The organism is Roseixanthobacter pseudopolyaromaticivorans, from assembly GCF_043195145.2.
Taxonomy (GTDB): Bacteria; Pseudomonadota; Alphaproteobacteria; order Rhizobiales; family Xanthobacteraceae; genus NCEH01.
Map to the genome: position 1 here is coordinate 4,022,820 of NZ_CM195539.1, position 12,053 is coordinate 4,034,872.

The window sequence follows — 12,053 nt, forward strand, 5'->3', positions numbered from 1 at the left end:
TCAGATGGCAGACGGCACCACCGACAGCTGGCTCGGCAAGAGCACGGCGTTCTCCTTGCGGATCATCCTCATCGGATTCGCGCTGTTCCAGCTCTACACCTCGTTCGCGGGGATGATGGAGCCGCTGGTCCAGCGGGGCCTGTTCCTCGGGCTCGGGCTCGGGTCGGTGTTCCTGCTCTCGGCCGTCGAGGGCGGGAGCAAGGGCGCGCGCCGCATCCTCGACATCGTGCTGGCGCTCGCGGGCTACTACGTCTGCTTCCACGTGGCGCTCAACAACCAGCGCCTGTCCGACTTCATGGGCGAGTTGAGCACGCTCGACCTCGCGCTCGGCTTCATCGCGCTGGCCCTGGTGCTGGAGGCGGCGCGCAGGACCATCGGCTGGTTCCTGCCGCTGCTCGCGCTCACCGGGCTACTCTATTTCTATCTGGGCAGCGCCTATGTGAGCGGGCCGTGGCAGCCGCCGCGCGTCTCCACCCTGACGCTGATCGAGACCACCTACGCCTCCACCGAGACCATCTTCGGCTACATGGTCGACATGGGCACCCGGGTGATCGCGGTGTTCATCATCTTCGGCGCGCTGCTGCTCAGCACTGGGGCGACGGAGATCTTCATCAAGCTCGCCACCCTGATCGCCGGCCGCAGCTGGGGCGGCCAGGCGAAGGTGTGCACCGCCTCCTCCGCCCTGTTCGGGACGGTGACCGGATCGGCGGTGGCGAACGTGATGGCGCTCGGCCCCATCACCATCCCCACCATGCACCGGGCGGGCTACACCAAGAGCTACGCCGCCGCCATCGAGGCGGTGGCGTCGGCGGGCGGGCAGATCATGCCGCCGGTGATGGGGGCGGGCGCCTTCATCATGGCGGAGATGCTGGACATTCCCTATTCCAGCGTGGTCGGCGCCGCCCTCATCCCGGCCATCCTCTACTTCCTCACCATCTGGTTCAGCGTCGGATTCCGCGCGCGCAAGATGAACATCCGCCCGCTCGACCGCTCGGAGATGCCGTCGGCGCGCGAGCTGCTCGACCCCTACACCGCCTTGCCCATGTATCTGCCGGTTGGCGTCCTCATCGGCATGCTCGCCATGGACCTCACCCCCACCCTCGCGGGCGCGACGGCGGTGGCGATGCTGGTCGTCACCCAAGTGATCCTGCGCGGCGCGAAATGCTTGGCCGAGGGCCGCGCTCATGAGCTCGGCGCCACCTACAGCGAGTATCTGGGCCAGGTGCTGGAAGGCCTCTACGACGCCGGCCGGGCCATCGCTATGATCGCGGTGCTGCTCGCCTGCGCGGCGATTGTGGTGAAGGTGCTCACCGCCACCGGGGTGGGTGTGAAGGTGTCGAGCCTCATCCTGTCGCTGTCGGGCGAGAACCTCGTCTTCGTGCTGATCCTCACCGCGGTGCTCGCCATCCTTCTCGGCATGGACGTGCCCACCACCGCCTCCTACATCCTGGCGGCGGCGGTGGCGGCGCCCATCGTCATCAAGCTCGGCGTCGCCCCGCTCAACGCCCACCTGTTCATCTTCTATTTCGCGATCCTGTCCGCCATCACGCCGCCGGTCTGCGCGAGCGTGTTCGCGGCTGCTTCGATAGCGAAAGTGAACTTCTGGAAGGTGGGCGGGCATGCGGTGGTGCTGGCCATCGGGCTCTACCTGATCCCGTTCCTCTTCATCTTCCGCACCGGGGTGCTGATGGAGGGCTCGTGGCTGCAGATCGCCTATGACACGGGCATCACCTCCATCGCGATCATCGCCATCACGGCGGCCTCCACGGGCTACTTCTTCGGCCCGCTCAACTGGCCGCTGCGGATCTTCGTCTATGGCGCGGCGGCGCTGCTGTTCTATCCGGCGGCCTGGAGCGACATCGTCGGCCTGATCATGATCGCGGCGCTGGCAGGGGTGAGCCACTTTCGCGAGCCGCGATCGGCCGGCGCCGCACAGCGGCAGCCCGCGGATCTGAAGCTTTAGCTTCGGCCGCGCCTGCGCCGCGGCCCTGGCCCCCCGCACCGTCGATCGAAATCCTTGCGCCCGGATCGTCCCGCGATCCGGGCGCAAGCTGTTTCGGGCCACAAAAGACGCGCCGCCGCGCGCGGGCGCCCGGCGAGGCGTCCGGCGCTTCGCGATGGCCGTCGTGGTTTTCAGGAAGATCAGCACGCCGCCGCACCGGAACATATCCCGGTCGACAAGGCGGCAATGGCGCGAGCGCCGGCGGGACCTAAGCCTTGTACCGGCCCGCGGCGCGGGCGCGGCGCTCCAGCCACCAGCCGAACGGCTTCGGCCAGTGCGCCCAGCCGCCGTCCTCAACAAGCGTGGCGGCGGCGTGGAGCGCCCAGTTCGGATCGGCGAGCATCGCGCGGCCGATGGCGACGAGGTCCGCATCCTCGCGCGTCAGAACCGCCTCGGCCTCGGCCGCATCGGCGATGCCGCCGACCGCGATCACGCAGGCGCCGGTCGCCCGCCTGAGCTGGCTCGCGAACGGCACCTGGAAGCCTGGGCCGCGGGGCACCATCATCTGGCCGCTCGGCAGGATCATGCCGCCCGAGGAGCAGTCCACCAGGTCGACGCCGGCGGCGATCAACGCCTTCACCAGCACCTGGGAATCCTCCAGCGACCAGCCGATGCCGATCCCGTCCACCGACGAGATTCGGCAGGCGAGCGGCTTGTGCGCCGGCCAGGCCGCCCGCACGCCCTCCACCACTTCGAGAGGAAATCGCATGCGCCCCTCGATCGCCCCGCCGTACGCGTCGGCGCGGGTGTTGGAGAGGGGCGACAGGAAGCTGTGGAGGAGATAGCCGTGGGCCATGTGGATCTCGATGAGGTCCACGCCCGCCGTATCGGCGCGCCGGGCCGCAGCCGCGTAGGCGGCCACGAGCGGGGCCATGTCGGATGGCGCCATCGCGCGCGGAACATGGCCGCCGGGAGCCGCGGGCGCATCGGTCGGCCCGAGCACCGCCCCGCCGGCCTCCGGCGCGAGCGGCCGGAACCCCTCCCACGGCGCGGACGTCGCCGCCTTGCGGCCTGCATGCTGGAGCTGCACGCCGAGCGCCGCGCCGCAGGCGTGGACCGCTTCCGCGAGGCCGCGCAGGGCGTGTTCCTGCGCACCGTCCCAGAGCCCGAGATCGAGGTCGGTCGAGCGCCCCTCCGGGGTCACGGCGGTGGCCTCCGCCACCACCAGCCCGGCGCCGCCGAGGGCGAAGCGCGCGAGATGCGCCTGGTGCCAGGCCGTCGCGCGCGCCTCGGGCGCGCTGTAGGTCTGCATGGGCGAGACCACCACGCGGTTCTTCAGCGTGAGGCCGCGCAGGCCGAGGGGCTGGAACAGACGCGCCATCTCAGCCCGGGTTCTGGTGCATGGCCTTGGCGATGATGGTGCGCTGGATCTGCGAGGTGCCGCCGCCGATGGTGCTCTGCATGCCTTCGCGGAAATAGCGCTCCATGTCCGAGTCCGGCAGCATGGAGTGCCCGCCGAGGATCTGCATGCCCATGCGCGAGACATTCTGCAGCGTCTCGGATGCGAACAGCTTGCCCATGGCCACCTCCTTGGCGCACGGCTCGTGCCGTGAGGCGAGCTCGGCGCCGCGGTAGACCAGGAGCCGGGCGGCATCCACCTGGGTCTGCATGTCGGCGAGCATGTGGCGGATCACCTGGAAATCGAAGATCGGCCGGTCGAACTGCTCGCGCTCGTGGGCATAGGCGAGCGCGTCGCTCACCGCGGTCTGGGCATTGCCCACATAGGCGGCGGACACCGCGATGCGCTCCAACTCCAGATGATCGGTGATGATCTCCCATCCCTGCCCCTCGTGACCGAGCAGGTTGGCGGCGGGCACCCGCGCGTCGTCGAGGAAGATCTCCGTGGTGCCGGTGGCGCGGCGCGCCAGAGTCGGCAGCCGGCGGATGTCGACGCCCGCCGTGTCGTTGGGCACCAGCAGCACCGAGAGCCCGCGGTGCTTGGCGGTCTCCGGGTCGGTGCGCACCAGCATCTGGATGGTCACGTTCTGCGCCGCCGCGCCGCTGCACCAGAGCTTCTGGCCCTTGATGACGTAGCTCTCGCCGTCGCGTCGGGCGCGGGTGCGAGTGCTGGCAGCGTCCGAGCCGGCCGAGGGCTCGGAGATGGAGATGGAGAAGCGCCGCGCGCCGGACATGAAGGGTTCGAGATAGTCCGCCTTCTGGGCGTCGTTGCCGAACTTCACGATGTTCATGGCGGTGAAGGTGGGCACCAGCACCGCAGTCGCGAAGTCGAAGCCGAACTTGCCGAGCCCCTCGCACATGAGCGCGTAGTCGAAGATGTCGCCGCCGTAGCCGCCGTGATCCTCCGGGATCAGCAGGCGCAGCCAGCCTTCCTTGGCGATCTTCTCATAGCCTTCGTAAGGGTAGGCGCGCGCCTCGTCCTGGGTGCGGATGTATTCGCGCGTGATCTCCTTCTCCATGAAGCGGTCGACGGTGTCGTGCCAGGCGCTCTGTTCGCTGTTGAGGAAGTTCATTGGGCCGCAGGCTCCGCAAGGGTGAAGGGGTCGTTCGAGGGCGGCAGCAGGCGCGCGCCCAAGATGAGCAGGCTGAACTCGCAGCGCATGACTTTTTCCCGGCGCTGGTTCGCGCCGACGAGCTCGAGCGTGGCGACGCCGGCGCCTCCGTCCTTCTCGCGCAGGTCGATGATCTCGGAGCGCGCCCACAGGGTGTCGCCGATGAAGGTGGGCTTGAGGAATCGCAGCCGGTCCACGCCGTAGAACGCGTCCACCACGCTCGAATCGAAGGGCAGGAGCGCGTTGACGATGGAGAAGACGAGCGAGCCCTGAACCACCCGCCGGCCGAAGCGCGCGGTCTTGGCGAACTCCTCGTTGGCGTGGATCTCCAGCCAGTTGCCGGTGAGCATGCAGAAGTTGACCACGTCGGTCTCGGTCAGCGTGCGCCCGCGCGAGACCTTGGACTGGCCGACCTTCAATTCGGGAAACGGCTGATCGATCATCGCTCCTGCTCTTCCTTCCTGGTCACCGGCCCTGCCAGACGGGCACGCGCCCCTCGGCGAAGGCGCTCGGCCCTTCCTGTGCATCGGCGCTGGCATAGACCGCGCGGTGAAGCTCGGCGCCGCGCGCGAGCCCGCCCGCGCAGCCGAGGTCCATGCCGGCGGCGAGCGTTGCCTTGGCGGCGCGCACGGAGAGCGGCGCGTTCCGGGCGATCTGGCCGGCGAGGGCGAGGGCGCGCGCCAGCACCACCTCCGGCGTCGCCTCGAGATGGTTGACGAAGCCGTGGCGCCACAGCTCCTCCACGGGCAAAGGCGCGCCGGTGAGCATCATCTCGCTCAGCACCGGCTGCGGCAGCATCCACAGCAGCGGCACGGCCCAGGAGGTGCCCCGGCCGAACCGCACCTCGGAGATGGCGGCGCGCGATCCGGCGAGGCCAACGCGGATGTCGGCGCCCATGGCGAGCAGCATGCCGGCGCCGCTGAAATGGCCGTTGAGCGCCGCCACCACCGGCTGGCGGACTGCGCGCAGGCGCTCCTGGAACGGATCGGCGATGCGTGCGAGGAGGTCCGCGCCCTCGGCCCGCGCCGCGGCCATCTCCTTGAGATCCATGCCGGCGCAGAAGGTGCCGCACGGGGCGGCGGCGAGCACGACGGCGCGGATCGCCTGGTCCGCGTCGATGCGGGCCCACGCGGCGGTGAGCGCGTTCGCCATGGACGCGGTGAGGGCGTTGCGCCGCGCCGGCCGGTTCAGGGTGACACGCGCGATGCCGTCGGCGACGGCCAGTTCCACCTCATCCGCCTGCATGGCGCGGCGCCTTCCTCCAGGGCGGGCCCGATGGCGGGCCGGAGCGCTCGGGGCGCCCTTCTCTGGCGACGACCTTAGTGCCTGCCCGGCGGGCGGGTCAAACAAAAATCCATCTTGCGGAACTGATTTTCGAAATACACTTGACTTTACGCCCCGCAGCGACGCACCCTCTGCATCGATCCGGACCCTGCGGGACCCGGCGCGCCTCGGCGCGCCCCGGCCTATGGCGTTGCGGAAGAATGATTTCTTTGGGAGAGGCGCGCATGAGGCGTTCGCTGAGGCTCGGGGCCGGTTCCGGCTTCTGGGGAGATGCCTTCGACCCTGCGGTCGAGCTGCTGGAGCGGGGGACGCTCGACTATCTCTCCATGGACTATCTCGCCGAGCTGACCATGGCGCTGCTCCAGCGCCAGCGCCTGAAGGACCCGGAGACGGGGTACATTCCCGATCTTCCCGCGCACCTTTCCGTTCTTCTTCCTCTCGCCCGCAAGAGCGGCACCCGCATCGTCTGCAACGGCGGCGGCGCCAACCCGCGCGCGGCCGGCGAGCGCATCCGCTCGCTCGCCCGCGAGCTCGGGCTGAACGGCCTGCGCATCGGCGTGATCGAAGGCGACGACGTGCTCGACCGGCTGGACGAGCTGATCGAGAGCGGCACCGACCTCACCAACATCGACACCGGCGAGACCAACTTCGCCGCCATCCGCAACCGCGTGGTGGCCGCCAACGTCTATACCGACAGCTCCGGCATCGTGGAGGCGCTCGCCCAGGGGGCGGACGTGGTGATCGCCGGCCGGGTCTCCGACAACGCGCTCTATGTGGGCCCGCTGATGCACGAGTTCGGCTGGAGCTACGGCGCGGCCGACACCGACCGCATCGCCGCCGCCATCACCATCGGCCACGTGGTGGAGTGCGCCGCCGCCGCCACCGGCGGCATGTCCTCCCGCTTCGACGAGATGCCCAACATGGGCAGGGTCGGCTTTCCCATCGTCGAGTTCGACGGCGACGGCACCGCGGTCATCACCAAGCTCGACCAGACCGGCGGACGCGTGGACCCGTTCACCGTCAAGGAGCACCTCGTCTACGAGATCGGCGATCCGCGCCGCTACCTCATGCCGGACGGCGTCGCCGACTTCACTCGCGTGCGGCTGGAGGAGATCGGGCCGGACCGCGTCCGGCTCTCCCACATGGGCGGCGGCCCGCGCCCGGAAACCCTCAAGCTGGTGGTGGGCTACGAGGACGGCTGGATCGGCGAGGGCATGATGTTCTTCCCCTGGCCCGACGCGCTGGGGCGCGCCGAGAAGGCGAAGCAGACCCTCGGCGAGCGCTTCGAGCGCCTGAAGCTGAAGGCCGACGCGGTGCAGTTCGACCTCGTGGGCGTCAACATGCTGCACGGGCCGGCCTCCCCCATGCCGGATTACGAGCCGGCGGAGATCGGCCTGCGCGTCGCGGTCCACACCGCCACCCGCCAGGAGGCGGAGAAGGTGCGCCGGGCCTGCGCGCAGCTCTGGATCATGGGGCCGGGCGGCACCTCCTTCGGCACGCCCATGAAGCCGCGCCCGGTCTACGGCGTGTGGCCCACCCTCGTGCCGCAGTCCGTGGTGACGCAGCGCGTCTCGCTCCTGGAGGCCTGAGCCATGCAGCTTCTTCGCGACTTCGCCTATGTGCGCTCCGGCGACAAGGGCGACGTGGTCTCGGTGGGGGTCATCGCCCGCACGCCGCAGGATTATCCCGTGCTCCTGGCGAGCCTCACGCCCGAGCGGGTCAAGGCGCTGTTCGGCGACTGGGTCCAGGGCGACGTGGAGACCTATCCCATGGACAATATCGAGGCCGTGGTCGTGATCATGCGCCGGGCGCTCGGCGGCGGGGCGACGCGCACACTGCGCCTCGACCAGACCGGCAAGGCCATGGGCAACGGCCTGCTGCGCCTTCCGGCCGTGCTGCCGCCCGCCGGATCGGAGGCCGCCTGAATGGCGGCCCTGCCGGACACTCCCGCCCAAGACCCCGAGCAAGAGCCGGCGCAAGCGGTTCCCCCCGACAACGCCGAGGCCTTCCGCCTCCAGTGCGCGGCGATCGAGGAGGCCGCGCGGCTCGCCGCGGCGGGCGGGCCGGCCGAGGCGGTGGCGCGCCACAAGGAGCGCGGCAAGCTGACCGCGCGCGAGCGCATCTCGCTCCTGCTCGACCCGGCGACCCCGTTCCTGGAGATCGGCCGGCTCGCTGCCCACGGCGTCTATGACGAGCCGGTCCCGGCGGCGGGCATCGTCACCGGCGTCGGCAGCGTCGGCGGGCGCCTCGTCATGATCATGGCGAACGACGCCACGGTGAAGGGCGGCACCTATTATCCCCTCACGGTGAAGAAGCAGATCCGCGCCCAGCAGGTGGCGCGGGAGAATGCCCTGCCCTGCGTCTACCTGGTGGATTCGGGCGGCGCCTTCCTGCCGCACCAGGAGGACATCTTCCCCGACGCGCACCATTTCGGCGCCATCTTCCGCAACATCGCCGAGATGTCCGCGCTGGGCCTGCCGCAGATCGCGGCCGTCATGGGCTCGTGCACCGCCGGCGGCGCCTACATCCCCGCCATGGCGGACGAGACGGTGATCGTGCGCGGCACCGGCACCATCTTCCTCGGCGGCCCGCAGCTGGTGCAGGCGGCGACCGGGGTTGTGGTGGAAGCCGAGACCCTCGGCGGGGCCGACGTGCACACCCGCCGCAGCGCGGTGGCCGACCATCTGGCCGAGGACGACGTGGAGGCGCTGTTCCTGGTGCGCGCCATCCTCGCCCGCGCCCCGGCGCCGCCTTTGCCCGGCCCGGACCTTCCGCCCGAGCCGCCGCTGAGCCCGGCCTCGGAGATCGCCGGCCTGATCCCGGCGAGCCCGCGCCAGCGCCTGCCCGCCCGCGAGATCCTCGCCCGCCTCATCGACGGCGGCCGGCTCGACGAGTACCGCGCGCGCTATGCCCGCACCATCATCTGCGGCACCGCCGCCATCGAGGGCTACCGCGTCGGCGTGCTCATGAACGACGGCGTGCTCTATGCCGAGAGCGCGCAGAAGGCGGCGAACTTCATCGAGCTGTGCTGCCAGCGCGGCGTGCCGCTGCTGTTCCTGCACAACATCAGCGGCTTCATGGTGGGCGAGGAATACGAGGCGGGCGGCATCGCCCGACACGGCGCGAAGCTGGTGAATGCGGTGGCGACCGCCGCGGTGCCGAAACTCAGCCTGCTGGTGGGCGGCAGCTACGGCGCCGGCAACTACGCCATGTGCGGGCGCGCCTTCGGCCCGCGCCTCATGGCCATGTGGCCCAATGCGCGCACCTCGGTGATGGGCGGCGAGCAGGCCGCGACCGTGCTCGGCCTGGTGCGCGAGGGCCAGCTGGCCAAGGCGGGGCGGACCTTCGACGCGGAGGAGCGGGCGCGCTTCGAGGCCCCCATCCGCGCCGCCTACGAGCGATCGAGCCACCCGCTCCACGCCGCCGCCCGCCTGTGGGTGGACGCGGTGATCGAGCCGGAGGAGACGCGCGCCTTCCTCGCCCTCGCCCTCGCCATGGCGAAAGGCGGCCCGAAGGGGGAGACCCGCTTCGGCGTGTTCCGGATGTAGCCATGATCGGCAAGCTCCTGATCGCCAACCGCGGCGAGATCGCCCGGCGCATCGCCCGCACCTGCGCGCGGCTCTCCATCCCCTATGTGGCGGTCTATTCCGACGCCGACCGCGGCGCGCCCCACCTGGAGGGGGCGGCGGACCTGGTGCGCATCGGCCCGGCACCGGCGGCGCGCTCCTATCTCGACGGGGCGGCGCTGATCCGCGCCGCGCGCGAGCGGGGTGCCGACGCGATCCATCCCGGCGTCGGTTTCCTCTCGGAGAATGCGGACTTCGCCGCCGCGGTGGAGGCGGCGGGGCTGATCTTCGTCGGGCCGCGGCCCGACACCATCGCCGCGCTCGGCGACAAGGGGCGGGCGAAGGCGCTCATGGCCGAGGCCGGCGTGCCGGTGGTGCCCGGCTCGGCCGCGGCCTCCGACGACGTGGAGGAGGTGGAGCGGCTGATCGCGGCGACCGGCTATCCCGCCTTGCTGAAGCCCGCCGCGGGCGGGGGCGGCAAGGGCATGCAGGTGGTCACGAAGCCGGGCGCCCGCGCCGAGATCGCCTCGGCGATCCGCACCGCACGCTCCAGCTTCGGCGACGGGCGCCTGCTGGTGGAGCGCCTGATCGAGCGGCCGCGCCATGTGGAGGTGCAGGTGTTCGGCGACGGCGCGGGCGGCGCGGTGCACCTGTTCGACCGGGAATGCTCGCTCCAGCGCCGCCACCAGAAGGTGATCGAGGAAGCCCCCGCCTCCACCCTGCCGGACGCCCTCAGGGCGCGCCTCGCGCAGGCGGCGGTCGCCGGCGCGCGGGCCGTGACCTACCGCAATGCCGGCACGTTCGAGTTCATCGTCGGCGCCGATGGGGCATTCTACTATCTGGAGGTCAACACGCGCCTCCAGGTGGAGCATCCGGTGACGGAGGCGATCACCGGCCTCGACCTCGTGGAATGGCAATTGCGCCTCGCCTCGGGCGCGCCGCTACCGCTCGCCCAGGAGCAGATCCACGCGCGCGGCCATGCCATCGAGTGCCGGCTCTATGCGGAGGACCCGGCCGCGGGCTTCCGGCCGGCGCCGGGACGCGTCACGCACCTCGCCTGGCCCTCCGGGGCGCGCATCGACAGCGCGGTCGAGGCTGGAAGCCCCGTGCCGCCCCACTACGATCCCATGATCGCGAAGATCATCGTCCATGGCGACGACCGGCGGCAGACACTGGCGCGCATGCGCGCGGCCCTCGCCGAGACCGCGGTGATGGGGGTCGCGACCAATCTCGGCTTCCTCGCGGCGCTCGCGGCGCGGCCGGAGGTGGCGGCCGGAACGGCGCACACCCGCCTCATCGACGAGGTTCTGCCCGAGCTCCTCGGCGCGGCCGCGCCCGGCGCGCTAGCCGCGGTGGCCGGCGCCGCCGTCGTGCTCGACGCCATGCCGGAGGGAAGCGGGCCGGCCTCGCCCTGGCAGGCGAGCGCGGCGCCCTATGGCCGGCACGCGCTGGCGCAGGGCGCGCCGCTCGGCGCGATGGTCCTGGAAATCGCCGGGGCACGCGCCGCCGTGCGGGTCCTTTCCGCCCGGCGCGGCGCCGTGACGGTGGAGGCCGAGACCGCCGGGATGCGGCTGACCGCGACGGTCGAGGGCGGGCGCGGTTCCGGCGGCCTCCTCGAAGGCATGCTCGACGGCCGGCGCTGGCGCGCGCTGGTGCTGCCCGATGCGGTGGAGGTGATCATCGACGGCGCGCGCGCGGAGGTCTCGCGCCGGGTGCGCGGCGGCCCGGACGAGGCGGAGGCGACCGACTGGGCCAGCGCCGAGATTCCCGGCCTCGTGGTCGCGGTCGCGGCCAAGGCGGGCGAACGGGTGGCCCGCGGCGACGTGCTGGCGGTGATCGAGGCGATGAAGTTCGAGAACCCCGTCACCGCCCCGCGGGACGGCATCGTCGCCGAGATCGTCTGCCGGGTCGGCGAGCAGGTGGAGGCGGGGCAGAGGCTGGTGCGCCTCGCCCTGTGAGCGCCGGCCTCAGGCTGGCATCCGGAAGTCGAGGAAGCTCCGGGTGGGGAAATCGTAGAGCCGCCCGGTGTCCTCGCACGCCGGCAGGCACAACGGTACGATGGCGGCGGCGGCCTCCTCCGCGGTCGGTAGCGTGCGCGGGTCGTCGAGCGACAAATCCGCCACGATCCGCTTCAGCTGGACACCTCCAATAACTGCATTCGTCGCGGTGACTGCCCGCGCCAATGCGGGTGCGCCAGGTGTGGACGGGATGACCTTCGGACAGATCGAGGCGGCGGATATAGACGCGTGGCTGGCGAGCTTGCGCGAGGACCTCGTCTCGAAGTCCTACCAGCCTGATCCAGTGCGGCGGGTGATGATCCCAAAGCCTGGCGGCGGCGAACGTCCGCTTGGCATCCCGACGATCCGGGACCGGGTGGTTCAGGCCGCAGCCAAGATCGTGCTGGAGCCGATCTTCGAGGCGGACTTCGAGGACGGTGCCTACGGCTATCGGCCGCGTCGGAGCGCGATCGATGCCGTCAAGGAAACGCACCGGCTGCTATGCCGGGGCTATACCAGGGCTATACCGACGTCGTCGATGCCGACTTGTCGAAGTATTTCGACACGATCCCGCACGCGGACCTCCTCCGATCGGTGGCCCGCCGTGTCCTCGACCGGAATGTGCTGCGGCTGATCAAGCTGTGGCTGCAAGTGCCGGTCGAGGAACGGGATGGCGACGGGAAACGGCACATGA

11 protein-coding genes are annotated in these 12,053 nt (G+C 71.0%); 6 read left to right on the forward strand and 5 right to left on the reverse strand.

The genetic code is table 11. From position 1 onward, the window contains the following. Window positions 1–4: 4 nt before the first annotated feature. Complete coding sequence (locus V5F68_RS18905) at window positions 5–1,963, forward strand: TRAP transporter permease (RefSeq protein ID WP_281805209.1); 1,959 nt, start codon at window positions 5–7, stop codon at window positions 1,961–1,963. Window positions 1,964–2,210: 247 nt separating this feature from the next. Here the strand turns inward: V5F68_RS18905 and V5F68_RS18910 are convergent, their stop codons facing one another. The 4 genes from V5F68_RS18910 to V5F68_RS18925 are packed head-to-tail and all read right to left on the reverse strand — an operon-like array spanning window position 2,211 to window position 5,757. Next, window positions 2,211–3,323 (reverse strand): NADH:flavin oxidoreductase/NADH oxidase, encoded by a 1,113-nt coding sequence (locus V5F68_RS18910; protein WP_394016265.1) that lies wholly within the window; start codon window positions 3,321–3,323, stop codon window positions 2,211–2,213. Between the two features lies 1 nt (window position 3,324). Further along, window positions 3,325–4,473: an acyl-CoA dehydrogenase family protein gene (locus V5F68_RS18915; protein WP_281805213.1), complete on the reverse strand. Its 1,149-nt coding sequence runs from the start codon at window positions 4,471–4,473 to the stop codon at window positions 3,325–3,327. Further along, entirely contained in the window at window positions 4,470–4,955 is a 486-nt protein-coding gene (locus V5F68_RS18920) for a MaoC/PaaZ C-terminal domain-containing protein (protein ID WP_281805215.1), read from the reverse strand. Before V5F68_RS18920 ends, V5F68_RS18915 begins: the two co-directional genes overlap by 4 nt. Before the next feature lie 22 nt (window positions 4,956–4,977). Continuing rightward, window positions 4,978–5,757 carry an enoyl-CoA hydratase/isomerase family protein gene (locus V5F68_RS18925; protein WP_281805217.1) on the reverse strand — a complete coding sequence of 260 codons (780 nt, stop codon included), beginning with the start codon at window positions 5,755–5,757 and terminating at the stop codon, window positions 4,978–4,980. A 263-nt stretch (window positions 5,758–6,020) separates the two neighbouring features. On the opposite strand from V5F68_RS18925, the gene V5F68_RS18930 reads away from it, so the two are divergent. Genes V5F68_RS18930 through V5F68_RS18945 form a run of 4 tightly spaced genes read left to right on the forward strand, consistent with a single transcriptional unit; the run spans window position 6,021 to window position 11,320 of the window. Then, window positions 6,021–7,385, forward strand: coding sequence for an acyclic terpene utilization AtuA family protein (locus V5F68_RS18930; RefSeq protein WP_281805218.1), 1,365 nt, complete (start codon window positions 6,021–6,023; stop codon window positions 7,383–7,385). Between the two features lie 3 nt (window positions 7,386–7,388). Then, a complete protein-coding gene (locus tag V5F68_RS18935) occupies window positions 7,389–7,721 on the forward strand; it encodes an AtuA-related protein (RefSeq protein ID WP_281805220.1) in 333 nt (110 codons plus the stop codon). After that, window positions 7,722–9,344, forward strand: a complete 1,623-nt coding sequence (locus V5F68_RS18940; protein WP_281805222.1) for a carboxyl transferase domain-containing protein — start codon at window positions 7,722–7,724, stop codon at window positions 9,342–9,344. It begins immediately after the preceding gene. Between the two features lie 2 nt (window positions 9,345–9,346). Continuing rightward, window positions 9,347–11,320, forward strand: a complete 1,974-nt coding sequence (locus V5F68_RS18945) for an ATP-binding protein (protein ID WP_281805224.1) — start codon at window positions 9,347–9,349, stop codon at window positions 11,318–11,320. Between the two features lie 9 nt (window positions 11,321–11,329). Here V5F68_RS18945 and V5F68_RS18950 read toward each other — a convergent pair whose 3' ends face one another. Beyond that, on the reverse strand, window positions 11,330–11,485 hold the full coding sequence (locus V5F68_RS18950; protein WP_281805226.1) for a hypothetical protein: 156 nt from the start codon (window positions 11,483–11,485) through the stop codon (window positions 11,330–11,332). A gap of 85 nt (window positions 11,486–11,570) precedes the next feature. Between V5F68_RS18950 and V5F68_RS18955 the strand changes: the two genes are divergently transcribed. Further along, window positions 11,571–11,993: a reverse transcriptase domain-containing protein gene (locus V5F68_RS18955; RefSeq protein ID WP_394016264.1), complete on the forward strand. Its 423-nt coding sequence runs from the start codon at window positions 11,571–11,573 to the stop codon at window positions 11,991–11,993. Window positions 11,994–12,053: the final 60 nt, after the last annotated feature.